This is a genomic window from Novosphingobium anseongense, assembly GCF_037482895.1.
GTDB lineage: Bacteria > Pseudomonadota > Alphaproteobacteria > Sphingomonadales > Sphingomonadaceae > Novosphingobium > Novosphingobium anseongense.
Genome location: NZ_JBBHJZ010000001.1, coordinates 125,431 through 149,246, shown reverse-complemented (window position 1 = coordinate 149,246; position 23,816 = coordinate 125,431). Strand labels below are relative to the sequence as shown.

The 23,816-nt window shown below is 67.7% G+C and carries 18 protein-coding genes; 11 read left to right on the top strand and 7 right to left on the bottom strand.

The genetic code is table 11. The features are described 5' to 3' along the window. Positions 1–55 precede the first annotated feature (55 nt). Complete coding sequence (locus WG901_RS00665) at positions 56–1,669, top strand: class I adenylate-forming enzyme family protein (RefSeq protein ID WP_339585101.1); 1,614 nt, start codon at positions 56–58, stop codon at positions 1,667–1,669. Here WG901_RS00665 and WG901_RS00660 read toward each other — a convergent pair. After that, the gene (locus WG901_RS00660; protein WP_339585100.1) at positions 1,666–2,376 is read right to left on the bottom strand and encodes a TetR/AcrR family transcriptional regulator; all 711 of its coding nucleotides are present in this window, start codon (positions 2,374–2,376) and stop codon (positions 1,666–1,668) included. The two genes, WG901_RS00665 and WG901_RS00660, sit on opposite strands and share 4 nt — an antisense overlap. A gap of 179 nt (positions 2,377–2,555) precedes the next feature. Between WG901_RS00660 and WG901_RS00655 the strand changes: the two genes are divergently transcribed. From WG901_RS00655 to WG901_RS00630, 6 genes are all read left to right on the top strand, one after another. Further along, entirely contained in the window at positions 2,556–3,542 is a 987-nt protein-coding gene (locus tag WG901_RS00655) for an enoyl-CoA hydratase/isomerase family protein (protein ID WP_339585099.1), read from the top strand. After that, the gene (locus WG901_RS00650; protein ID WP_339585098.1) at positions 3,539–4,276 is read left to right on the top strand and encodes a hypothetical protein; all 738 of its coding nucleotides are present in this window, start codon (positions 3,539–3,541) and stop codon (positions 4,274–4,276) included. Before WG901_RS00655 ends, WG901_RS00650 begins: the two co-directional genes overlap by 4 nt. Before the next feature lie 102 nt (positions 4,277–4,378). After that, the gene (locus tag WG901_RS00645) at positions 4,379–5,329 is read left to right on the top strand and encodes a TauD/TfdA dioxygenase family protein (RefSeq protein WP_339585097.1); all 951 of its coding nucleotides are present in this window, start codon (positions 4,379–4,381) and stop codon (positions 5,327–5,329) included. A gap of 177 nt (positions 5,330–5,506) precedes the next feature. Then, complete coding sequence (locus WG901_RS00640; RefSeq protein ID WP_339585096.1) at positions 5,507–5,683, top strand: hypothetical protein; 177 nt, start codon at positions 5,507–5,509, stop codon at positions 5,681–5,683. Positions 5,684–5,721: 38 nt separating this feature from the next. Beyond that, complete coding sequence (fumC, locus tag WG901_RS00635; protein WP_339585095.1) at positions 5,722–7,113, top strand: class II fumarate hydratase; 1,392 nt, start codon at positions 5,722–5,724, stop codon at positions 7,111–7,113. Between the two features lie 237 nt (positions 7,114–7,350). Beyond that, positions 7,351–7,650: a GIY-YIG nuclease family protein gene (locus WG901_RS00630; protein ID WP_339585094.1), complete on the top strand. Its 300-nt coding sequence runs from the start codon at positions 7,351–7,353 to the stop codon at positions 7,648–7,650. 128 nt (positions 7,651–7,778) lie between these two features. Here WG901_RS00630 and WG901_RS00625 read toward each other — a convergent pair whose 3' ends face one another. The 3 genes from WG901_RS00625 to WG901_RS00615 are packed head-to-tail and all read right to left on the bottom strand — an operon-like array spanning position 7,779 to position 14,661. After that, positions 7,779–8,024: a hypothetical protein gene (locus tag WG901_RS00625; RefSeq protein WP_339585093.1), complete on the bottom strand. Its 246-nt coding sequence runs from the start codon at positions 8,022–8,024 to the stop codon at positions 7,779–7,781. Beyond that, entirely contained in the window at positions 8,024–12,307 is a 4,284-nt protein-coding gene (locus tag WG901_RS00620; protein ID WP_339585092.1) for a translocation/assembly module TamB domain-containing protein, read from the bottom strand. Before WG901_RS00620 ends, WG901_RS00625 begins: the two co-directional genes overlap by 1 nt. Further along, entirely contained in the window at positions 12,307–14,661 is a 2,355-nt protein-coding gene (locus WG901_RS00615; RefSeq protein ID WP_339585091.1) for an autotransporter assembly complex protein TamA, read from the bottom strand. The genes WG901_RS00620 and WG901_RS00615 overlap by 1 nt, the downstream gene beginning before the upstream one ends. A gap of 241 nt (positions 14,662–14,902) precedes the next feature. Between WG901_RS00615 and astD the strand changes: the two genes are divergently transcribed. The 4 genes from astD to WG901_RS00595 are packed head-to-tail and all read left to right on the top strand — an operon-like array spanning position 14,903 to position 19,798. After that, positions 14,903–16,339, top strand: coding sequence for a succinylglutamate-semialdehyde dehydrogenase (astD, locus tag WG901_RS00610; protein WP_417602019.1), 1,437 nt, complete (start codon positions 14,903–14,905; stop codon positions 16,337–16,339). Next, entirely contained in the window at positions 16,336–17,529 is a 1,194-nt protein-coding gene (locus tag WG901_RS00605) for a hydrolase (RefSeq protein WP_339585089.1), read from the top strand. Before astD ends, WG901_RS00605 begins: the two co-directional genes overlap by 4 nt. Then, a complete protein-coding gene (locus WG901_RS00600; protein ID WP_339585088.1) occupies positions 17,526–18,536 on the top strand; it encodes an arginine N-succinyltransferase in 1,011 nt (336 codons plus the stop codon). The genes WG901_RS00605 and WG901_RS00600 overlap by 4 nt, the downstream gene beginning before the upstream one ends. Beyond that, positions 18,533–19,798, top strand: a complete 1,266-nt coding sequence (locus tag WG901_RS00595; RefSeq protein WP_339585087.1) for an N-succinylarginine dihydrolase — start codon at positions 18,533–18,535, stop codon at positions 19,796–19,798. The genes WG901_RS00600 and WG901_RS00595 overlap by 4 nt, the downstream gene beginning before the upstream one ends. Here WG901_RS00595 and maiA read toward each other — a convergent pair. From maiA to WG901_RS00580, 3 genes are read right to left on the bottom strand one after another with little or no spacing between them, the layout of a single operon-like run. Continuing rightward, positions 19,780–20,412, bottom strand: a complete 633-nt coding sequence (gene maiA, locus WG901_RS00590) for a maleylacetoacetate isomerase (RefSeq protein ID WP_339585086.1) — start codon at positions 20,410–20,412, stop codon at positions 19,780–19,782. The two genes, WG901_RS00595 and maiA, sit on opposite strands and share 19 nt — an antisense overlap. 28 nt (positions 20,413–20,440) lie before the next feature. Continuing rightward, on the bottom strand, positions 20,441–21,223 hold the full coding sequence (gene cobA, locus WG901_RS00585) for a uroporphyrinogen-III C-methyltransferase (RefSeq protein WP_339585085.1): 783 nt from the start codon (positions 21,221–21,223) through the stop codon (positions 20,441–20,443). Beyond that, the gene (locus WG901_RS00580) at positions 21,216–23,816 is read right to left on the bottom strand and encodes a molybdopterin-dependent oxidoreductase (RefSeq protein WP_339585084.1); all 2,601 of its coding nucleotides are present in this window, start codon (positions 23,814–23,816) and stop codon (positions 21,216–21,218) included. Before WG901_RS00580 ends, cobA begins: the two co-directional genes overlap by 8 nt.

Genomic DNA, 23,816 nt, shown 5'->3' with positions numbered 1-23,816 from the left:
AGTGGACCCGCCCTGCCTCTCGCGGCAATGAAGTAGCGTCCGAAAAGGAGAGATCATGAGCGGGACCGAACCGGCTTCCACGATACCCGCAATGCTCGCCGGCCTCGCCGCCACGCGCGCCGATCACGAGGCGATCGCCACGGTCGCCGAGACCGTGACCTATGCCGAGCTCGACGCGCGCAGCGCCGAGATGGCACGCGCCTTGATCGCCACCGGCGCGGGCAAGGGTACGCGGATCGCGCTGATCGCGCCCGACGGGCTGCTCTGGGCGACGGCCTTCCTCGCCGCCCTGCGGATCGGCGGGCTGATCACCTGCGTCTCGACGATGGCGACGCCCAAGGAACTCGCGCACATCCTGCGCAACAGCGATACCCAAGTGCTGATCTCGGCGCGGCGCTTCCTCAGTCACGACTATGCGCGGACGATCGCGGCCGCCTTCCCTGCACTGGGCACCTGCGCGCCCGAAGCGTTGCGGCTCGCCGACGCGCCCTACCTGCGCGCGGTCTGGCTAGACGATGCCGAAGGGCTTGCGTGGGCCGGTTCGATCGACGGCCTGCTGGCGCGCGCAGATGCAGTCGGCCCGGAGATCCTGGCGGCGGTCGAGGCGCAGGTCGCGCCGAGCGACGATGCGGTGATCGTCTACACCTCGGGCAGCACCTCGCTGCCCAAGGCCGTGGTCCACACCCAATGGAACGTCACCCGCCACCCGCCCGAACTGGCCAAGTTGTTTGTGATAAAGCCCGAGGACCGCATGCTGCCTATGCTGCCGGCCTTCTGGCTGGGCGGCATGGCGATGTTCTTCCAGGTGCTGAGCCAGGGCGCGACCTTGGTCTATCCGGCCTCGCCCGATCTCGAAGTGGTGGTCGAGACGATCAAGGCGCTCAAGGTCAACCGGCTCAACGGTTGGGGCGACGGCCTCTCGCGCCTACGCAAGCTCGCCCCTGAACGCGGCATCGACATCGACAGCATCGTCGGCCTCGGCTTCTTCCGCGACGAGACGGGCGAACTGATCCCGACGCAATTCCAGTCGGGCATGCTCGGCATGAGCGAGACTTTCGCGCCGCACAGCGCAGAGCCGCTGAACTATCGGATGCCTGCGGACAAACCCCACGCTTGCGGCCGCCCGGTCAACGGCTACGAGCGCCGCGTCGTCGATCCCGAGACCGGTGCGGAGGTGCCCGTGGGCGAGATCGGCGAACTGCAGCTGCGCGGCGGCGCACTGATGCGCGGCCTGTACAAGCGCCGCGACAGCGAGGTCTTCACCGCCGACGGCTTCTACCCGACGGGCGATCTCGTCCGCATCGACGCCGACGACTGCCTCTATTTCGTTGCGCGCCGCAACGACATGATCAAGACCCGCGCCGCCAATGTCTCGCGGCTCGAGGTCGAGGCTGCGCTCAACGAACTGCCCGAAGTCGTGCTGGCCCTGGTGACCGGGCTCGACGATGCCGAGTTCGGGCAGATCGTCGCGGCCGCGGTCGTTCCGGCCGAGGACGCGACACCGAGCGAGGAAAGCCTGCGCGCGGCGCTGCGCGAGACACTGTCGAGCTACAAGGTGCCCAAGCGGATCGTCTTCATCACCGAGGACCAGATCCCGCGCACGGCCACCGGCAAGCTCAAGCTGCACGAATTGGGTAAGTTGATCGAGCGGACCGGCGAACCCACCTAGGAGGCATAGCTCCACTGCGGCGCGGTCGGGTTGACGCGGGCACCGTCGAGCAGGTTGCCGAAGCCCGAGCGGATGCGCTGGTGGAGTTGCGGCAGCGGAAAAGGCCGGTCCGACCATTCCACACAGGAAGCCGTCGCGAAAGTGACGAGCTGTTCGGCCAGTTCGCTCAGGTTCGCGTCGGCGCGCAGCACGCCGCATTTCTGCTGCTTCACCAGCAGGCCCTGCATGGCTTTGAGCTGCTTGTCGCGGAAGTGGTAGAAGATCCCGCGCGAAGGGGTGAAGAAGATCAGGCAGACCTGGCGGCAGAACTCGGGCGCGGCCTCGATCGACTGCAGCCAGCGGCCGATGATCTCGACCACGGCCTCGGGATCGCCGGGATCGGGCAGCGCCGTGTGGCCGACGTAGCGGGTATATTCGCTGATCGCCTCGACGATCGCCTGGTCGCGCGGACCGACGAGGTTGTAGATCGTCTGCACGGCATGGCCCGAGGCCTGGGCGATGCCGCGCACGGTGACGCCGTCGAGCCCGTCCTGCGTCAGCAGCCGGCGGATCGTCGCGAGGATCTGCGCGCGGCGAAGCCGCTGGTTGCGGCGCGGCGGCGGACTGGCACGGCCCAGCCCCTGAAACAGCGGGATCGGGCGCGCGGGATCGTAAGGCACGGCTTGTACCTCCGCCTCGAACGCCGATTGCGACACGATCTCGTTCACCGGACAACAACTCCCATTGGGCGGCGCTTGCGGCCACTCCTCACTGGGACCGGGAGCCTAACGCTGCTGGACGAATGCGCAAGGAGAACGGATCAGGGCACCGTTCCAGACAATTGAATCGCCGGGCAAGGTGAAAGACCTAAAGCTCGGCAGGACCACGAAACAGGAATACGCACGACATGCCAGACGACAGCAGGCCGGACGACAAGGGCCAGCCCTCGGCCGAGGAGATCGTCCTCTACGAGAAGGACAAGGCGACCAAGATCGCGATCATCACGCTCAATCGGCCGGACCAGCTTAACGCGCCGACGATCGCCGCGCGCCAGCGCTTCGCCGACCTCGTGCTGCGCGCCAATGTCGACGACGACGTCAAGGTGCTGATCATCCGCGGCGTCGGCGAGCATCTGGGCTCGGGCGCCGATCTTCCCGAGATGGCCGGCATGTTCAACGGCGACGAGGACTATTCGCCGCTGCCAGAGTTCCGCATCGGAGCCGACGAGGACGTTACCTACCCGCCGCGCGATTCCTATCGCTACATCGCCAATGTCACCAACCTCTATGCCGACTCCCGCTTCGGCCTGCGCAGCCTGCAGGACTTCAAGAAGATCTCGATCATCGAGGCCAAGGGCTATTGCTACGGCTGGCACTTCTACCAGGCGGCCGACGCCGACATCGTCATCGCCTCGGACGATACGCTGTTCGGTCATTCGGCCTTCCGCTACGTCGGCTGGGCCGCGCGCATGTGGCAGTGGGCGCTGACCATGGGCCTGCGCCCGTTCATGGAGATGGTCTTCACCGGCCGGCCCTTCACCGCCAAGGAGATGAAGGACCTCCACTTCGTCAACTCGGTGGTTCCGCGCGACCAGCTCGAGGCCGAGACGATGAAATACGCGCTCGCCTGTTCGCGCAACCGCCCGACCGACACCGTGGTCATGCAGAAGACCTTCTTCGAAGTGTTCAAGCAGCAGCAGGGCGAATATATGGGCTCTATCCTCGCCGGCTGGCTCGAAGGCATGCTGCCGTCGGTGCGTCCCGACAGCGCCGACGAGATCGCCGTCGATGCCGAGACCTTCGAAAAGGGCCTGGCCGCCGCGGTGAAGGACAACGACAGCCAGTTCCCGCCCGAATGGCGGTTGTCCTATCGGGGACGACAGCAGAAGACATGACGCCCGCGTTCCCCACCTATCCGTCCGGCCTGCATCGCCGGATCATGCTCCAGCCCGGTGATGGCTGGATCGGCGGGGCGCTCGAAGACGACATGCACCGCTTCCACATCCGCCTCGATCACGCCGAAGGGCGCGTGACGCGGGTCGCGGCCAAAGCGGTGCGGCATCCCTGGTCAGCCTGTCCCGGTGCGACGCATTTCATTGCCAAAGAGCTGATCGGTGAACTTCTGGCCGACGTCGGAGCGCGCGATCCGGCGCAGCACTGCACGCATCTCTACGACCTCGCGATCCTCGCTGCCGCGCACGCCGATGACACGGCGCCCATGCGTTTCGACATGACCGTCGCCGATCGGGTCGAGGATCGGACCACGGCCACCTTGTACGAGAGCGGAATCGAGACACTGCGCTGGCAACTCGACGGCACCGCGATCGCCGGTACCACGCGCGACCTGCGTCGCCTGTCGCAATGGAAGCGCGAACTCTCGCCACAGGAAGCCGAAGGGGCGACATTGCTGCGCCGTGCAGTCTTCGTCTCGGGCGCTCGCGCCTATGTCGCGCCCTCGCTCGAACAGACCGCGGCGCTCAACCAGGGCCGCATGGGCGTCTGCTTCAACTACCAACTTCCGCAAGCCGAGAGCTCGACCCGCACGCCGAACTGGCACCGTGACTTTTCGCAATCTGGGCACCAACCGCTCGAGGACTTCGATCCGGCCAGCGCGTTCGCCGCGATGTAGGCGACCATATCATCCCTCTATACGCCCGCCACCAATCATGTTACATAGTGCCCAATCGTATTACCTTGTAACACATAGCCAGATAGGCGGGAGTTGGATCAGATGGCTTCGATCGAAGTTAAACCGCTGCAGGACGGTCTGTCCTTTGGTGCGCGCGTCGATGGCGTGACCTGGGAGACACTCAAGGACGAAGCCGTCCGCAAGCAGCTTCAGCAGCTGTTCGAGGACCGCGGCATGATCGTGTTCGAGAACGTCGAGCCCAGCGCCAAGATGCAGGTCGAGATCAGCAACGTCTTCGGCCCGCTCAAGGACCACCCGGTGAAGATGGTCGAACGCCTCGACAACGACAGCTATCCGGGCGTCATCACGATCCGCGCGCAGTCGGACTCGGCGATCTGCGAGATCGAGGGCAAGACCCTGGTCACCTGGCAGCCCTGGCACTTCGACCATACCTACAACAACGAGCTCAACCGCGCCGGCGTGCTCCGCGCCGAGGTCATCGCGCCCGAGGGCGGCCTGACCGCTTTTGCCGACGGTATCCAGATCTACAACGACATGGATCCCACGCTGCGCGACAAGGCCGAGAACATCGAACTGCTCTACACGCTCGACATGCATTACGAGCGCCAGTTCTTCGGACTGCCCAAGACCTTCAAGGAAATCCAGCCGAAGAACGACGACATCCTCGAATATGCCAAGAAGCTGCCGCGTTCGATCCACCCCGCGGTGTGGACGCGCGAGACCGGCGAAAAGGTGCTGCACATGACGCCCTATGGCTGCCGCGGCATCGTCGGCAACGAAACCCCCGAAGGCAATGCACTCTGCGCCGAGATCTGGGAGAACGTCGAGGCGACGATCGAGCCCTACTTCCACCAGTGGAAGCCCACCGACATGGTGATCTGGGACAACTGGCGCATGCTGCATGAAGCTTGTGGCTGCGACCCCAAGTACGACCGCGTCGTCCACCGCACGACGATCAAGGGCGACTACGGCTTCGGCCGCTGGGAGACCGAGCCCCAGGCGCAGACCGAAACGGTCGACGCCATGGCCTGACATCGGGCCTGAAGGCCTGATTTTCGAGCTTCTGCGAGAGGAAGCCAAGGAGGGGCGCGGATCGCAAAGGTCCGCGCCCTTTTTCTTTGACCTTTTTGCACCTCGGCGGGGTTGCAGAAGCGTCAGGACGAGTGCCGCGCCCTTGACCCCAGCCCCCCGCAGGCCGATCTTGGAGCGATGCAGGCGATCATCTCGGTTCTCTCGCAACTGGCCTGGGGCGTGACCGTGGGCGGCCTCACCGCCGCCGCGACCGTGGCGGGCCAGGCCGTGCTCGTCGGCGGCGGCGTGGCCGGTTGCGGCTACTATGTCTGGCGGCGCCACAAGAACCGCGTGAAGCCCAGCGATCCGTCCTGATCCCCGCGCAAACTGATCCCCGTACGAAGAGGACAGCCGTGACCGAGACCCGCACCGAACGCGACACGATGGGGGCGATCGAAGTCCCGGCGAACCGCCTCTGGGGCGCGCAGACGCAGCGCTCTTCCGAGAACTTCCGCATCGGCGAGGAGCGCATGCCGCGCCCGCTGATCCGCGCTCTGGCCGTGGTCAAGCGCGCCGCGGCGCGAGTGAACCAGGACCTGGGCCTGCTCGACGGCAGGCTGGCCGACGCGATCGTCCTCGCGGCCGACGAGATCGTCGACGGCGGACTCGACGACGAATTCCCGCTGGTCGTCTGGCAGACCGGCTCGGGCACCCAGACCAACATGAACCTCAACGAGGTCATCGCCAACCGCGCCAACCTGATCCTCGGCGGGCAGCTCGGCGCCAAGACGCCGGTCCATCCCAACGACCACGTCAACATGAGCCAGTCGTCGAACGACACCTTTCCCACGGCGATCCACGTCGCCGCGGTCACCGAGATCGACGCGCGGCTGCTCCCCGCGCTGACCGCGCTGCACGACGCACTCGATGTCAAGGCGCGCGCCTGGGACCACATCGTCAAGATCGGCCGCACGCACACGCAGGACGCGACGCCGCTGACCTTGGGCCAGGAATTCTCGGGCTATGCGCGGCAGGTGGCCAACGGCATCGACCGCCTGCGCACCACCCTGCCCGGAATCTGCGAGCTCGCGCAGGGCGGCACCGCGGTCGGCACCGGGCTCAACGCGCCTCTGGGCTTCGCCGACGACGTGGCCAGAGCGATCGCCGAAGCGACCCGCCTGCCCTTCACCTCGGCGCCCAACAAGTTCGAGGCGCTGGCTGCACAGGACGCGCTGCTATTCGCCCACGGCGCGCTCAACACGCTCGCCGCCAGCCTGTTCAAGATCGCCAACGACATCCGCTATCTCGGCTCGGGGCCGCGTTCGGGCCTCGGCGAACTGGCCCTGCCCGAGAACGAGCCCGGCTCGTCGATCATGCCGGGCAAGGTCAACCCGACCCAGTGCGAAGCGATGACCCAGGTCTGCGCGCAGGTCTTCGGCAACCACGCGACCCTGACCTTCGCCGACAGCCAGGGACAGTTCGAGCTCAACGTCTACCGCCCGGTCATGGCCTACAACTTCCTGCAGTCGGTGCGCCTGCTCGCCGACGCGGCCGAAAGCTTCACCGAACACCTGCTGCTCGGCCTCGAGCCGCGCGAGGACAACATCCGCGCGGGGGTCGAACGCTCGCTGATGCTGGTCACGGCGCTGGCGCCCAGGATCGGCTATGACAAGGCCGCGGCGATCGCCAAGGCGGCGCACAAGCAGGGGATTACCCTGCGCGAAGCCGCCGTCGCGAGTGGGGATGTCAGCGCGGAGGAGTACGACGACCTGGTCCGGCCGGAGAAGATGCTCGGGCCGGAGTGAGTTGCGCTGCCGTCCGGCTCCCGTCGCCACCCATCTGCCCAAAACTAAACCCGTCGCCCCTGCGTAGGCAGGGGCCCAGCCAAGCTCTCATCCTGAAACGGAAGGCGTGTTGAGGCGCGGTCAGTTGGGCCCCTGCCTTCGCAAGGGTGACGGATGGTGGCGGATAAGCCGATAAATCGGATCAGGAGTGGAGTTTCTTCCGCCACGCCCCCTCTAGCACCACGCTATATTCCGCCTATGAAAGGCGGCTGGGTCTACATTATGACCAACGGTCCTCACGGCACGCTCTACATCGGCGTGACCGCTGACCTCGCAACGCGCGTGACGCAGCATCGCGAAGGCCGCGGATCGCAGTTTTGCGTCGAGCATGGCCTGACGCGGCTGGTCCATGCCGAATGGCACGACGAGATCGAGGCCGCCATCTTGCGCGAGAAGGCGATGAAGAAATGGAAACGGCAGTGGAAGCTGCGACTGATCCGACGGGCCAATCCCGATTGGCGCGACCTGTACGAGCATATCCAGACGGCGAATTTGTAGGACCAGGTATCCCAACCCCGAGCTTGCCTTTCGCAAACTCTATCCGTCGCAAAACTCTTCTGTCGCCCCTGCGAAGGCAGGGGCCCAACTGACCGCGCCTTCACACGCCTTCCATTCAGGACGAGAGCTTAGTTAGGCCCCTGCCTACGCAGGGGCGACGGGGAATGGGTTGGATTAGCTGCTGCGGTCGCAACCACGACAGCCTCGCTCGCCGCCGCCTCCCCCATCGCCGCCTCGCTGGCCTTTGTCGCCAGTTCCTGGTCGATCGAGGCGGCCTGGCTCGTCATCTTCTTCTGCGCCTCTTCGTAACGCTCATCGAAGCTCTTCTGGCAACCGGCCAGCAGGAGCAGCGCGACAACCGCCAGAGCGCGCATCAGTAGTTCTTCCGCACGCGCAGGTTGAAGTTGGTCACGCCCGAGCCGCCCGCCTGGCTCAGCAGCGACAGCCACTTGGTCAGACTGATCTCGAGCTGGGTGGCGGTGAATCCGCGCGCGTCGGTGACGAGTTCGACGTAGATGTCGTCGGTGATGTATTGCCCTGCCGCCAGCGCCGTACCGCGACCGCTCGCCTCGTCGGGCGAGAGGATGCGCAGGCGGCTGATGCCCGTGGCCGAGCGCAGCTTGCCCATCGGGTTGAGCCCACCGCCCGAGCCGCGCAGCGAATTGAGCGAGGCCGCAAGCTGGACCGCCTGGATCGGCGAGATCGAGGTGACCGACGAGCCGAACAGGATGCGGCTGAGGATCTCGTCCTGCGGCAGGCCCGGCGAGGACGAGAACGTGATCTGCGGGTTGTAGGCGCGACCCGCCACGTTGACGTTAACCGTGACGTCCTCGATGTCGTCGCTCGCGGTCATCTGGACGATCGGATCGATCGTGCGCCCGCCAGTGAAGGTCACGCGGCCCTCGGTCAGGTCGAAATTGCGGTTGGCGAAGCCCAGGGTGCCGCGGATCAGCTCGACCTCCCCGGTCAGGTTCGGCACGGCGCTGGTGCCGGTCACGCGGAAGTTGGCGCCCCATTCGGACTCGAGCCCCATGCCCGAGACATAGAGCCGCTCGGGCGCCGACAGCGCCAGGTCGAGGCGGATGTTGCTGAACAGGCCCGGCGCGGGCTTCTGCGGCTCCTCGGTGGTGAAGCGCTGGCGCCGGTTCGGCTTGAAGCGCACGCCGGTCAGCTCGGGCACCTGCGAAGCGCCCTGGCGAATGATCTCGTAGCGCGTCTCGGGCAATGCGATCTTGCCCTGGAGCAATGCGGTCTCGCCCGCGGCCTTGGTAAGGCGGAGCTGGCCTGTCGCCGCGGCCGAAACGGCGTTGCTGCGCGCGAGCTGGGCGTTGTTCATCGTTACCGAGACGTCCATCGGATAGCCGGCCTCGGCCGCCAGGCTGACGAAGCCCGAGGCGGCAAGCGTGCCGGCTCCGGCATTGGCGGTCAGCTTCTCGATCTCGAACCGGTCGCCGGTGAACCGGCCGGAAAGCGCCATGTTGGTCAGCTTGGTGCCGTAGATCTGGTTCTCGTAGGTCAGGCTGTTGGCGCGGATGACGCCGGTGAGCGCCGGGGCGGAAAGCCGGCCCGAGAAGTCCGCGGCGACGCCGATCGGTCCCGAGAGCCGCTGGTTCGACAGGCCCGCGAAGGAGAACAGCGTGTCGGCCGGGCCGTTGTACCGGATGCCGCCACCGAGCGGTGCGCCGAACAGCCGGTCGGTCCAGGCACCGGCGCCCGGCGGCAGCGGCCGCAGCGAGGCCTGCATCCGGCCGATCACCGTGCCGCGCTCGCGGAACACGGCGCTGGCCTCGCCGCCGTCGGGCAGCAGCTTGCCGACGAAGTTGACGTCGACGGGCTCCGAGATCGAGACCGAGGTCGTGCGCGTGAAGTTGTCGATCGAGAGCCGCGCGTCGGCGCGCGGGAAGGCGTCGGTGGTGGCCTGTTCGAAGTCGAGGCTGCCCGTGGCGCTGCCGCCCACGCCGATCGCCGGCATGAAGGCGTTGACCAGGCTCATGTCGAAGGCGTCGAGCCGGGTTTCGACCTTTAGCCCTGGGCCGTAGGTGCCCGCGAGGCGGATGTTGCCCTTGCCGAAGTCGATCCGCGTCGGCAGCAGTTCGTAGCCCTTGGCACTCGGGATGACGCGCGCCGGCGAGGTCGTCTTGAAGGCGAGCCCGCGGACGGTGCCGTTGATCATCGCCTTCCACAGCTTGGGCTGGAGATCGGCATTGGCGGCGATGCGGAATGGTACGCCGGTATAGCCGCGCGCGACGAGCTTGGCCTGGCCGCGGCCGTCGCGGTAATCGATGATCGCGCGCGCCTCGCGGATCGACAGCGCGTTGATGCGGGTGTCGGCGATCTGCGCATCGGCGACGATCCAAGGCTTGTCGTAGAGCACCACGCGCGCGTCGACGATCGCCGCGCCGATCGCCAGGCTGGCGGGTCCGGGCAGCACGGTATCCTCGGCGCGCAGGTTGATCAGGGCTTCCTGGTACTTGCCCTGGGCGCCGAGCCGGACAAGACCGTTGAGCCCGTTGCCCCTGGCGGTGAGTTGGCCGGCGAAAGGCCCTGCGGGCAATTGCCGCAGCGATCCGGCGAAGTCGATGCCACCTAGGTTGGCGCTGGCGATCTCGACGGTTGTGACCTTGCCCAAGCCCAGAACGACGTCGGCGGTCAGCGGGCCGTAGTCGGTGTCGGCCTCGGCCTTGAGGCGATAGCCGCCCGGCGCGCCGGTGATCTGCGCCTCGAGATTGGCGAGGCCGATGCCCAGCCCCGGCCGCTCGGCCACGACGCTCGCGCGCGGATTGCTGACCGTGCCCGCAACCTTGACGCCGACCTTGCCGTATTGCCGGTGGACGGCCTGGGCGTTGAGCACGATCTGGCCGCTCGGCGAATAGGAACCGTCGCCGCCGGTCACGCGCAGCTGCGGTGATTCCAGACGCAAGGTGTTGAAGCGGATGATCCCGTCGGGCCCATAGGCAACGCCAGCCGAAGCCGTGAGATTGCCGCCGAGGAAGTTGCGCACGCCCTCGTTGCTCAGCTTGGTCGAGCGCGCGCGGACCTTGCCGACCATGGCGAAGCCCTGCGGCACGGTCTTGAGATCGACATTGGTCTCGATGTTGAAGGTGCCGACGCTCTCGACCTTGTAGTTGTCGATCTTGCCGTTGATCGCGCCAGTGTAGAGCCCCTTCGAGGTGTCGGCGATCAGCACGAGGCCGGCGTCGATGCGGTCCGAGCGGATGCGCATGTTGTCCGAGAGTATCCGCGGCCAGTCGATCGCGAGATCGCCGTCGAGGCGGACATTGGCGAGCTGGCCGCCGGCGACGGTGTCGAGCCCGGTGATCCGCCCGACGCGCGCGGCGACGGGAATGATGATGCGATCGGCATCGACGCGTGACTCGCCTGTGGCGGTCAGCCGCTCGAGCCCCATGTCGTTCATCTGGATTCGCGCGGCGTTGAGAACGTAGGCGACCGTCGGCCGGGCCATGGCGCCGTTGAGCGTGAGCTGCGCGCGCATGTCCTGGCCCGACAGGTTCGGCGCGATCGCCGAGGGCCTGAGCAGCGCGAAACCGACCTGGAAATCGGCGAAGCTGTTGTTCGAAAGGTCGACCCCGCCCTTGACCGACAGGCCCATGGCATCGCCCGAAAGGGTGCCCGAAAGGTCGGCCTTGCGCGCCTTGACCACGGCGGTCAGGTCGATCGCGTTCGCGGGGCCGAGCAGGTTGGCGGTGGCGCCGTTGACGAGGCGGGCGAAGCGCGCCGGGCCCTTGATCGCAAAGGTACCGTCGCGCGCGGTCAGCGCCAGCCGCGCGAATTCCGCGCCGCCGAGGTCGGCGTCGAACTTGCCGTTCCACACCTTCCAGTCGCCCTTGCCGTCGATCCGCACCGACAGCGGCTGGGTCAGGCCCGAGAGCCTGGCGAGCACACCGCCCTGGGGTGCGTCGAGCGAGAGCTGGAAATTGAGCTTGTTGGTCTCGGGCACCGCGTCGAGCACGAGCTTGACCCGGTCACCGCCGGCGCGGCCCTGGCCGCCGACCGCCGAACCGTCGAACCACACCTGCGCGCGGCCCGCGGCGATATGCGCGCGGCCGTCGAGCAGGAATATGCGGCGCTCGCCCGAAACCGGCGCCTCGGCCACGAAGCGATCGACGCGCAGCTTGCCGATGTCGATGTCGAGATCGGGCAGCAGCGGCCCTTCCTCGGTCGAGGGCTTGAGCTCGGGCGCGCGGCGCAGCACCATCCGCTGCGCGGTCAGCGCGCGCAGGTCAACGTGATTGCTGAGATAGGAAAACGGCCGCCAGTCGACCTTGATCTCGGGCGAGAACAGGAATTCGCCCTTCTGGTCGCCGACCGACAGCCCGCGCAGGGTCATCGCGCCGTAGATCGAGCCGTCGATCCGCGCGACCTTGATCTTGAGCCCGTTCTCGAACTGCAGCTTCTCGATCTGATCCGAGACGAAGCGATGCCCCGGCCCGGTGTCGAGCAGATAGACGCCTAGCGCGACCAGCGCGGCCAGGCCGACGACGAGGCCGACCACCCATTTGACGATGCGCAGCGGCCAGTTGGTCCGCTGCTCGACGCGGACCTCGGTGGTCTCGGTCGCCTCGGCCTCGACGGGCGGGCTCTCGGGCGTCGTTTCTGGCGTGCCGTCGTCCACGGGAGGATCCTGCTCGTCGGCCATCAGAACGCCTGGCCGATCGAGACGTAGACGCTGACCCGCGCCTCGCCCGGACGCCGGTTGATCGGCGTCGCGATGTCGAGCCGCATCGGTCCGAAATTGGTATAGAACCGTCCGCCGATGCCGACGCCGTAGCGCAGGTCGGAGAGCTTGGGCATCGTCGACTCATAGGCTTGGCCGACGTCGACGAAACCGACCACGCCGAAGTTGCCGAAGCGATAGCGCACTTCGGCAGCAGCCTCATTGACCGAGCGCCCGCCGATCGGATCACCGTTGGGATCGAGCGGCCCGAGCATCTGGAAGCCATAGCCGCGCACCGAACCGCCGCCGCCCGCGTAGAACCGCCGCGATGGCGCGATGTCGTCACGCGCCGCGCCCTGGATCGTGCCGAAGCGGACTCGCGCGGCCAGGACGAAATCGTCGCTCACCGGATAATAGCCCGAAGCATCGATGCGCGCGCGCAGATAAGGCGTGAAGCCACCCTGGAGCGAACCTTCGGGCTGGATCAGCGTGGTAAGGCGAAAGCCCTTCGTGGGATTGAGCAGGTCGTCGCTGGTATCGAGCCCGAGCTGGCCGCTGAGCGCGCCGATGAAGAACGTTCGCCGACGGCGATCACCGACGGCGAAATCGTAGACCTCTTCGCCCGTCGCCAGCACTTCGGCGCCGACCGCATAGGTGATCTTCTTCTGCCAGATCGGCGTCGAATCGCGATAGATGCGTGTCGCCAGTCGGCCCGTATAGGCGTTGTAGGCATCGTAATCGCTGCGCAGTGCCTCGGCCGTCAGTTCGAACGTGCGATCGCGTTGACCGGCGTTCGAACGGCGGAAGGTCACGCCCGCGCCCTGCTCCTGCGTGCCGAGCACGCCGCGCGCGATCAGCGCGCCTTCGGGTCGGAACATATTGCGGTGCGTCCAGCTCGCCTCGGCGCGGAAGCCCTGGCCCGTGCCGTAACCGGCGGTGCCCGCGATCGTGCGCGGCGGCCCCGCGTCCTGGGTTACCATCATCGTCACATATTCGGCATCGTCGCCCGGGGGTTGGCCTTCCACCTTCTCCCCGGTCCGCTGCGGTTCGATCGCCACCGACGAAAACAGCCCCGTCGCGACCATCGCCTGGCGCAGATCGTCGACCTTCCGGCTGTCGTAGAGTTCGCCGCGCTTGAACCGCGTCAGCACGCCGACATGCTTGGCGTCGAAGGCGAGGTCGCCGGTCGTGGCGATATCGCCGAAGCGCGCGCGCGGGCCGATGGTGACCGGCAGGGTATAGTCGCCCTGTCCCGTCTCGCGATCGAGCAGGACGTCGCGCTCGCCGACTTCGGCGAAGGGATAGCCTTCCTGCGGCAGCGCCACGGCGATCTGCGCCTCGGCGCCTTGGACGCGCTGCGCGACGATCGGTTCGCCCACCTTGAGCGCGAAATTCTTCTCGACGAGGCCGGCCGGCATCGTCGGCGCCGCCTGGATCGTGATCGTGCCGAGCGCGTAGCGCTTGCCCGGCGTAACATCGAGCACCGCAGTAAGCCCCGGAGCGGCCGCCCTGGCGCTCGCGCCTTGGGTCGCAGGCTCGCCCCCATCCTCGTCTTCGCGGTCATTCTCGTTGGTGCCGCCGCGGCTGAGCCGGGTGCGCACGCGCGCACCGAACCAGCCTTCGGAGGCAAGAATGCGCTCGAGCAGAACCTCGTCCTCGGTCAGGCGCGCCGTGACCATCGCCGCGTTGGCGGCCTTGCCCTTGCCGTCGCCGAGCGCGGAGAGAGCGTCGAACAGGTCGCGCAGGTCGGTCTCGGTCTCGGCATCGGCCTTGTCGAGGCCATTGACCTCGACGCGGTAGACCACGGCCGCCGCACTGTCGTCCTCCTCCGCCTCGGCGAACTGGACCGGTTCGACCTGGAACTGGTCGAGCGGCGGCAGCGGCTTCGACAGTTCGGCATCGGTGACCGGCGCGTCGCCGATCTGCTCGGTCGCGGTGCCGTCGGCCAGCGCCGGATTGCCCGCGGGCGGTGCCTGGCCCTCGCTGGGCTTGGCGCCAGCCTGCTTGGCCGCCATGGCGCGTTCGAATGCCTCGATCGATTCGAGCGGCCGGCCGAGTTCGGGATCATCGTCAACGTCGAGCGAAGGGATCGCCTTGTTGAAGGCATCGTCGGAGATCACGGGATCGACCGCGGGCAGGTTTGCCTCGGGCGGGGCCGCGGGCACCGGCAGCTTGCCGGCTTCGAGCGTGGTCTCGGCGGGAGCGGAAGCGGCATCCTGCGCCCAGGCGGGCAGAGCCGTCAGCGCGAGCGCGGCCGCGACGACGCCCGCACAGGCATCGAACCGCGCCGTACTGCGACGCAGAAACGCAAATCTGTCGCTGACCCGCTGCTGCATAACCCCCATCGAACCCGCATGGGCGAGACCGTTCGAGCCCCGCACATCAAACGCCTAATCGCGCGCCGTAGGGAAAAGTTCCCATAGCACACAAGCCGCTGCATCATCTTTCAGCCCGGGCCTGTGTGCAACCGCGGAAACACCGCCGATACAACCCGTTAGCGCCATCACGGGACAGTCCACCGCAGCCGCGGCGCCGTTCTCCTGGAAGGGGCTTGTAGAATCCCTACATCGGAGGATGATGCATGCGATGCTGCAATCCTTCGATCCGGCCACGGGCGAAGTGGTCTGGGAGGGCCCTGCCGCCATGCCCGAAGCGGTCGCCCGTGCGGTAGACACCGCGCGCCTCAGCCATGCGGCCTGGGCTTCGACGCCGCTCGCGCAGCGCCTCGCCGTCGCCCGCGCCTACCGCGGCGAACTCGAGAAGCGCAGCGACGACCTCGCCCGCCTCATATCGCGCGAGACGGGCAAGCCGCTGTGGGAAGGCCGCGGCGAAGTGGCCTCGATGATCGGCAAGGTCGATCTGTCGATCGCCGCCCAAGCCGATCGCGCAAGCGAGAAGCACACCGCGACGACCTTCGGCGAAGCCGTGCTGCGCCACCACCCGCACGGAGTCATGGCCGTCCTCGGCCCCTACAATTTCCCCGGCCACCTGCCGAACGGCCACATCGTTCCCGCGCTACTCGCGGGCAATGCGGTCCTCTTCAAGCCGAGCGAACTTACCCCTGCCGTGGGTGAGGCCATGGCTCAGGCCTCGTCCGACGCCGGCCTGCCCGAGGGCGTGTTATCGCTGGTGCAGGGCGGCAAGGAGACTGGCGCAGCGCTGGTCGCGGCAGACATCGACGGGCTGCTGTTCACCGGTTCGGCCACGGCCGGCGCGCATTTCCGGCGGATTTTCGCCGATCGGCCCAAAGTGATTCTCGCCCTCGAACTCGGCGGCAACAATCCGCTGGTGGTCTGGGACGGAGCCGAAGGCGCGCTCGACGTCGAAGAGGTGGCAGCCCTGGTAGTGCAATCGGCCTATGTCACCAGCGGCCAGCGTTGCTCCTGCGCCCGGCGCTTGATCCTGCCCCGCGGCAGGTTCGGCAACGCCGTGATCGAAGCGGTCGCAATGCTGCGCGACCGGCTGCGCCTGGGCGCCTGGGACGAGGAACCCACGCCCTACATGGGGCCATTGATCTCGCCCGAAGCCGCGGCGCGCGCGCAACAGCAGGTCGGCCAGATCGTCGCGCTGGGCGCGAAGCCAATCCGCCTGCTCGAACCGCTGGCCGATCGCCGCGCGACCTTCGTCGCCCCGGCCCTGCTCGACGTCACCGGCCTGACCGTGCCCGACGAGGAGATCTTCGCGCCCGTGCTTCAGGTCACGCGCGTTGCCGACTTCGACTCTGCGATCGCCGCAGCCAATGCCACGCGGTTCGGCCTCGCCGCGGGGCTGGTCAGCGCCGATCTTGCGCTGTGGCAGCGCTTCGTCGTCGAGAGCCGCGCCGGCGTAGTCAACCGCAACCGGCCGACCACCGGCGCTTCGGGGGCCATGCCCTTCGGCGGGCTCGGCGACTCCGGCAACCATCGACCCAGCGCCTTCTATGCGGCCGACTACTGCGCCTATCCGGTGGCGAGCTTCGAGGCGGCCCTGCCCACGGGCAACCGGGACTCGCTGGCCGGGATGCTCACCGCATGACGCGCGACGAGGCGGCCCTGATCGAGCCGATCTCGCGCGAAGAGATGCAGAGGCAAGTGCTCGACTGGACCGCGATCAACAGCGGCACGGCCAACCTTGTCGGGCTGGCGACCTTGGCCGGGCGCCTCGCCGACGCCTTCGCCGCCCTGCCCGGCACGATCTCGCTCGAAGAGCCCGCCCAAGTCGAGAGCATCACCGCCGACGGCGAACTCGCCCCGGTCCCGCACGGCCGTCACTTCGTCCTGTGCGTGCGGCCCGACGCGACACGCCGCGTGCTGCTGACCGGGCACATGGACACGGTCTATCCCGCCGACCATCCGTTCCAGGCGAGCACCTGGCTCGACGCCGACCGTCTCAACGGCCCGGGCGCGGCCGACATGAAGGGCGGCCTCGCGCTGATGCTCGCGGGGCTCGCGGCCTTCGAGGCAAGCAATCCGCGGCTCGGTTACGACGTGCTGATCAACAGCGACGAAGAGACCGGCTCGGCCTCGTCCGCGCGGCTGATCGGTGAACTCGCACCGGGAAAGCTCGCGGCGCTGACCTACGAACCCGCGCTGCCGGGCGGCGGCATGGCGCGCGCGAGACCGGGATCGGGCAATTTCGCCGCGGTCGTCACCGGCCGAGCCGCACACGCCGGGCGCAATCCCGAAGCCGGGCGCAACGCGGTGGTCGCCGCGGGCGATCTCGCCTTGCGGCTCCACCGCGCACGACATGCGGCGCTCAGCATCAATCCGGCCCGGATCGACGGTGGCGGCCCCAACAACATCGTCCCGGCGCGCGCGGTGCTGCGCTTCAACCTGCGCCCGCGCGACCCCGACGAGGCGCTCGAAGCCCGGGTGCTGATCGACCGCTTCGTCGCCGAGGTCGCCGCCGAGCACGACGTCACGATTGCGGTGCACGGCGGTTTCGGCCGCCCGCCCAAGCCGATCTATCCGGGGGCAGAGCGCCTGTTCGACCTCGTCTCGCGCGCCGCCACCGATCTCGGCGAGACCCTTGCCTGGCACGACACCGGCGGCGTCTGCGACGGCAACAACATCGCCGCCCATGGTGTCCCCGTGCTCGACACGATGGGCGCACGCGGCGATTTCATCCATTCACCGCAGGAGTATGTCGACATGGCCTCGCTCGTTCCGCGCGCGCGGCTGACCGCGCTCGTGCTCCACCGGCTCGATCGGGGAGGCCTGGCATGAGCTTCGTCCTGCGCGCGGCGCGAGCCGGCGACCTGCCCGCGCTCTACCAGATGGCCAAGAGCACCGGCGGCGGCTTCACCAACCTGCCGCCCGACCGGCCGACCCTCAAGGCCAAGCTCGCACGGACCGAAGCCTCCTTCTCGCGCGACGAGGAAACCCTGGCCGACGACCTGTTCCTTTTCGTGCTCGAGGACACCGCGAGTGCCAAGGTTCGCGGCACCTGCCAGATCTTCTCTCGGATCGGCTCGCGCTGGCCATTCTACTCGTACCGGATCAGCACCTTCACCCAATATTCGAAGGAGCTCGACCGCACGATCCGCGCCGAGACGCTCGTGCTCTCGACCGATCTCGACGGCGCGAGCGAGGTCGGCGGACTGTTCCTTCTCGCCGGCGAACGCGCCGCGGGCACCGGCGCACTGCTCGCGCGCAGCCGCTACCTGTTCATGGCGATGCACCGCGCGCGCTTCGCCGACCGGACCATCGCCGAACTGCGCGGCGCGCACGACGAAACCGGCGGCTCGGCCTTCTGGGATGGTCTCGCCGGCCGCTTCTTCGGCATGAGCTTCCGCGAGGCCGACGATTTCAACGCGGTCCACGGCAACCAGTTCATCGCCGACCTCATGCCCAAGCACCCGATCTACACCGCACTCCTGCCCGAGACCGCGCTCGCGGTCATCGGCAAGCCGCACCAGTCGGGCCGCGCCGCGCAGCGCATGTTGGAGAACGAGGGCTTCCGCTACGAATGCTACGTCGACGTGTTCGACGGCGGCCCGACGATGACCGCGCCGACTGACGGGATCGCGACGATCAAGGCCGCGCGCACGGCCGAGATCGTCGGCCTGAGCGACGAGGGTGAGGACTGCCTGGTCGCGCACGGGCATCTGGGCGCATTCCGCGCCTCATGCGGCCGGATTGCGGCAACAACGACAGGTGTCAAGCTGAACCCCGGCGCGGCCGAAGCACTCGGCATTTCCGTCGGCGATTCCGTGACTTACGTTCCGCGATGAGCCTGGTCGAGATCAACTTCGATGGGCTCGTCGGGCCGAGCCACAATTTCGCCGGCCTCGCGCTCGGCAACCTCGCCGCCACGGCCAATGCCGGCAAGCGCGCCCATCCCCGCGAAGCCGCGCTACAGGGCCTGGCCAAGATGCGCGCGAACCTCGCACTCGGGCTCGTCCAGGGGATTTTCGTGCCGCTCGATCGCCCCGACGAAGACTGGCTCGCCGGCCTCGGAAGCACGATGGAAAGCGCTGACAAGGCCCTGCGCGCCAATGCTTTTTCGGCCTCGGCGATGTGGGCCGCGAATGCCGCAACGGTTTCCCCCGCGCCGGACACCGCCGATCGCCGCTGCCACCTGACCGTCGCCAACCTCGTGACCATGCCCCACCGCAGCCACGAATGGCCGGGCACCCTCGCGCAGCTTCGCCTCGCCTTCGCCGACACACGCCATTTCGTGGTCCACACCCCTGTCACGCCACCCTTCGGCGACGAGGGCGCCGCCAACCATATGCGCCTGTGTTCGAACCATAACGCCTTGGGAATGGAGGTTTTCGTCTACGGCCAACCCGGCGGCCCCTATCCCGCACGCCAGCACGCTGAAGCGAGCAAGGCCGTTGCCAGGCTGCATGGTCTCGATCCGACGCGCGTGATCTTTGCCCAGCAGTCGCCCGCAGCGATCGCCGCGGGTGCCTTCCACAACGACGTCGTGGCGGTGGCGAACGAAAGGGTGCTCTTCGCCCACGAAGAGGCTTTCGTCGATCCGACAGCGCTTTATGCGGCGCTTCGTGAGAAGTTACCCGAAGTCGCGATCATCGAAGTTCCAGCCGCGGCGGTGAGCCTCGCCGATGCCATTTCCTCCTATCTGTTCAACGCGCAACTCGTAACCCTGCCAGAGGGCGGCATGGCGCTGATTCTGCCCACCGAAGCGCGCGCCAATCCCCGCGTCTGGTCCTGGCTCGAAGCCCTGGTGGCCAGCAACGGCCCGATCCGCCGCCTGATCCCGGTCGAGATTCGCGAATCCATGGCCAACGGCGGCGGTCCCGCTTGCCTGCGGCTGCGCGTCGTCGCCGATCCGGCCACGGTCGATCCGCGCTTCCTGCTCGACGAAGCGCGGATCGCAGCGATCGAGGCCGTTGTCGCGCAGCACTGGCCCGAGACGATCGCGCCCGCCGATCTCGACGATCCACAAGTCTGGTATGTCGTGCGAGAAGGCCGCATCAAGCTGCTGGATTTGCTCGACCTATCGGAGCTTCAGCGGGCGTCGGGTTGATTGTCGGGATGCGCGCGGATGAAGGCCGGCAGTTCGAGGCAGGCGCTCTCGATGCGGTGCATCCAGGGCATCGCCGACAAGTCGAAACCGAAGCGCCGTGCATTGTAGAGCTGCGGGATCAGCACGCATTCGAACAATCCCGGCGCCTCACCGAAGAAGTCGCCGACGCCGAGTTCGGCGAGCCGCGCCTCGACCCCGCCGAGAGTCTTGGCCAGCCAGTGGTGATACCAGCGGCGCACGCCCTCCTGGTCCTGGTCAAATTCGGTCTCCAGGTACTTGAGAACCGGCGAATTCAGCGGCCCATGCAGTTCGGTGGCGATGGCATAGGCGAGCTCGCGCACGGCGAAGCGCCGGTCGGCATCGCCGGGCAGGAAGGCCGGCTCGGGATAGCGCTCGTCGAGCCATTCGAGGATCGGCATAGACTGGGCATAGACGCGCCCGTCGACCTCGAGCGCGGGCACGCCGGCATAGGGGTTCTTGCCGCGATAGACGTCCTGCCGCTGTTCGCCGGCGACGATGTCGACCGGCACGATTTCATAATCGAGGCCCTTGAGATTCAGACCGATGCGAACGCGATAGCTCGTCGAACTGCGGAAATAGGCGTGAAGGCGCACCGGCTTCTCCTGGCGGAAGGTGCCACGATCATGCCAGCGTTCGGGCGGCTCCCGCAAGCGTCTGGGCCTCACCCGCGACCGCGAGCGCCTGGCCGACCAGGATCAGCGCCGGCCCGTCGCCGAGCGCCGCCTTGGCCGAGAGCCCGAGCAGATCGAGCCGCGTGAGCAGCACCGACTGGCTGGGCAGGCTAGCGTTCTCGACCAGCGCCACCGGGGTATCGCCGCGCAGGCCGGCGGTCATCAGATTGCGAGAAACCTCACCTGCCGCGGCCTTACCCATGTAGATCGCCAGGGTCGCCTCGGGATCGGCGAGGCTCGACCAGTCGAGCGACAGGTCCTCTCCGGCACGCGCATGGGCCGTAACGAACGTCAGCTTGCGTGCGAGCCCGCGCAGGGTCAGCGAAGCGCCGATCCCCGCAGCCGCCGCGCTCGCCGCGGTGACACCGGGACAGATACGCACGGGCACGCCGGCGGCGCGGCAGGCATCGAGTTCCTCGGTGGCACGGCCGAAGATCGAGGGATCGCCGCCCTTGAGCCGCACCACGCGCTCACCGGCGAGCGCGGCTTCGACAATCAGCGCGTCGATCGTCTTCTGGTCCTTCGAATGGCGGCCCGAGCGCTTGCCAACGTGGACCAGCCGCGTACCGGGCCTTGCGAGGTCGAGCACTTCGGGACCGACGAGGGCATCGTAGAACACGACCGAAGCCTCGCCGATCAACCGCTCGGCCTTGCGCGTGAGCAGTTCGGGGTCGCCGGGTCCAGCGCCGACCAGCCAGACTTCACCCGCTGCGATGGGGGTCGGTTCACGCATGGGCGGCCTCCTTGGTTTCGCCGATCAGGCGCTGGATTGCTGGACGGCACGAGCCGCAATTTGTACCGGCCGAGAGCGCCTGGCCCACGGCTTCCACGGAGACGAGTCCTTGCGTCGCAACGGCTTCGATGATGGTCTTCATGCCGACGTCGAAGCAGACGCAGACGATCGGGCCGCGATCGGCCTGCGGCGTGGCGGGGCGGCCGGCGAGCAGTTCGATCGCCGAAGCCATGCCCGCGGCCGAGAGCTGCGCGATCAGCCACTCGCGCGAGGGCGTGCGACCGCTACGGGTGATGAACAAAGCCGCGACGAGTTGGCCATCCTGCAGAACGGCGACGCGCAGGCCGCCGCGGGCCTGGTCGACCGTCTCGATCCGCTCGCCCTTGGGCAGCACGGCCTTGGCGAGCACCGAGGGATCGCCGTCGCCGGCGACTTCGACCAGCCAACCCGCGGCGACGCGGATCTTGGTGGCATAGGCGGCGGGGATCGCGTCGGGAACGTCGCGCGCGATCAGGAAGCCGCGCCATTCGGGCGCCAGCTTCTCGAGCCGCGCGGGCGTGGACTTGAAGCCCGGCTGGCCCGAGACCGGATCGACCAGCGACCGCGGCAGCAGGCCGGTACGCCCGCCGGTGGACTGGCGATCGGTCCAGTGAATCGGCGTGAACACCTCGCCGCGGCGCTGTCCCTCGGACAGCAGCGCACGGAACACCGAGTCGCCGGCCGGGGTCGAGACCTGGACGAGATCGTCGGCAGCGATGCCCCGTTCGTCCGCGTCGGCGGGGTGGATCTCGACCAGCGGCTCACGGCGGTGCTGCGAGAGCTTGGGCGAAAGGCCGGTGCGCGTCATCGTGTGCCACTGGTCGCGATAGCGGCCGGTGTTGAGCGTCATCGGGAACTTCGCCAGCGGCTTCTCGAGCACCATCTGCTCGACCGGAACGAGCCGCGCCTTGCCGTCCGGCGTGGAGAAGCGGCCATCGGCAAAGGGCACGCCCCCCCAGCGGAACGGCTCCATGGCGTCATAGGCGGGGTTCGAGATCGCGGCGTGATAGCCGATGTCGAACAGCCGCTTGCCGCCGTTCTGATAGGTCGAAAGGCGCGCGTGCTCGCGGTAGATGTCGGCCGGGCAGTCATAGGCGAAATGCTCGGTCCAGCCCATTGCCTGGGCGACCTGGGTCATGATCCACCAATCAGGCTTGGCCTCGCCGGCGAGCGGGAACAGCGCGCGCTGGCGGCTGATCAGGCGCTCGGAATTGGTGACCGTGCCGTCCTTTTCGCCCCAGCCGGCCGCAGGCAGCTTCACATGGGCGAAGCGGGCGGTGTCGGTATCGGCGATGCAGTCGGACACGACGACGAAGGGACAGGTCGCCAGCGCCTCTCGCACCAGCCCGGCATCGGGCAAGGAGACCGCGGGGTTGGTCGCCATGATCCAGATCGCCTTGACCCGCCCTTCGCGGACCTGGCGAAACAGGTCGACCGCCTTGAGCCCGGGCTTGCTCGCCATGCGCGGCGCGGCCCAGAAGCGGCGGACGGTCTCGACGTTCTCGGGCGCGAAATCCATGTGCGCGGCGAGAGTCGAGGCGAGCCCGCCGACCTCGCGCCCACCCATGGCGTTGGGCTGGCCGGTGATCGAGAACGGCGCCGCGCCGGGCTTGCCGATGCGGCCGGTGGCGAGGTGCAGGTTGAGGATCGCATTGACCTGGTCGGTGCCGCGGACCGACTGGTTGATCCCCTGGCTGAACAGCGTGATCGTGCGCGGATTGGCGGCGAACAGTTCGTAGAAGGCGAGCAGGTCGGCCGGCGGCAGGTCGCAAGCGGCAGCGGTCGACCAGAGGTCGCTGCCCTCTCCCAACGCGTCCCAGAAGCCGTCAGGCGTGTTTACGCAGTCTTCGAGATAGCCCGCGTCGAGCAGGCCCTTGTCGCGGCAGTGTGCGAGCAGGCCGTTCATCAGTGCGACGTCGCTGCCGGGACGGAGCGGCAGGTGCAGGTCCGCGTCCTCGCAGGTTTCAGTCCGGCGCGGATCGATGACAACGATCTTGGTCCCGCGCGAGGCGCGCGCCGCCATGATCCGTTGGTAGACGATCGGATGGCACCAGGCCGTGTTGGAGCCGACGAGCACGATCAGATCGGCCTCGTCGAAATCGGCATAGGTCGCGGGCACGACGTCCTCGCCGAAGGCGCGGATGTGGCCGGCAACCGCGCTCGACATGCAGAGCCGCGAATTGGTATCGATGTTGCCGCTGCCGATGAAGCCCTTCATCAGCTTGTTGGCGACGTAGTAGTCCTCGGTCAGCAACTGGCCCGAGACGTAGAAGGCGACGCTGTCCGGTCCATGGCGCGCGATCGTATCGGTGAAGCGCTTGGCGACCCGATCGATCGCCTTGTCCCAGGAGACGCGCTTGCCGCCGGCTTCTGGGTAGAGCAGCCGGCCTTCGAGGCTGACCGTCTCCCCCAGATGCGTGCCCTTCGAGCAGAGCTTGCCGGCATTCGCCGGATGCTCGGCATCGCCCTTGATCGCGACCTCGCGCCCCGTCACCTCGGCGCGGATGCCGCAGCCGACACCGCAATAGGCGCAGGTGGTGCGGATCTCGCGCAT

Excerpts from the sequence above, each read along its gene's own strand:
- WG901_RS00665 (WP_339585101.1), top strand. The coding sequence starts at position 56 with ATGAGCGGGACCGAACCGGCTTCCACGATACCCGCAATGCTCGCCGGC.
- WG901_RS00655 (WP_339585099.1), top strand. The coding sequence starts at position 2,556 with ATGCCAGACGACAGCAGGCCGGACGACAAGGGCCAGCCCTCGGCCGAG.
- WG901_RS00650 (WP_339585098.1), top strand. The coding sequence starts at position 3,539 with ATGACGCCCGCGTTCCCCACCTATCCGTCCGGCCTGCATCGCCGGATC.
- WG901_RS00645 (WP_339585097.1), top strand. The coding sequence starts at position 4,379 with ATGGCTTCGATCGAAGTTAAACCGCTGCAGGACGGTCTGTCCTTTGGT.
- WG901_RS00640 (WP_339585096.1), top strand. The coding sequence starts at position 5,507 with ATGCAGGCGATCATCTCGGTTCTCTCGCAACTGGCCTGGGGCGTGACC.
- WG901_RS00630 (WP_339585094.1), top strand. The coding sequence starts at position 7,351 with ATGAAAGGCGGCTGGGTCTACATTATGACCAACGGTCCTCACGGCACG.
- WG901_RS00625 (WP_339585093.1), bottom strand. The coding sequence starts at position 8,024 with ATGCGCGCTCTGGCGGTTGTCGCGCTGCTCCTGCTGGCCGGTTGCCAG.
- WG901_RS00620 (WP_339585092.1), bottom strand. The coding sequence starts at position 12,307 with ATGGCCGACGAGCAGGATCCTCCCGTGGACGACGGCACGCCAGAAACG.
- WG901_RS00615 (WP_339585091.1), bottom strand. The coding sequence starts at position 14,661 with ATGCAGCAGCGGGTCAGCGACAGATTTGCGTTTCTGCGTCGCAGTACG.
- astD (WP_417602019.1), top strand. The coding sequence starts at position 14,903 with ATGCATGCGATGCTGCAATCCTTCGATCCGGCCACGGGCGAAGTGGTC.
- WG901_RS00605 (WP_339585089.1), top strand. The coding sequence starts at position 16,336 with ATGACGCGCGACGAGGCGGCCCTGATCGAGCCGATCTCGCGCGAAGAG.
- WG901_RS00600 (WP_339585088.1), top strand. The coding sequence starts at position 17,526 with ATGAGCTTCGTCCTGCGCGCGGCGCGAGCCGGCGACCTGCCCGCGCTC.
- WG901_RS00595 (WP_339585087.1), top strand. The coding sequence starts at position 18,533 with ATGAGCCTGGTCGAGATCAACTTCGATGGGCTCGTCGGGCCGAGCCAC.
- cobA (WP_339585085.1), bottom strand. The coding sequence starts at position 21,223 with ATGCGTGAACCGACCCCCATCGCAGCGGGTGAAGTCTGGCTGGTCGGC.
- WG901_RS00580 (WP_339585084.1), bottom strand. The coding sequence starts at position 23,816 with ATGCGCGAGATCCGCACCACCTGCGCCTATTGCGGTGTCGGCTGCGGC.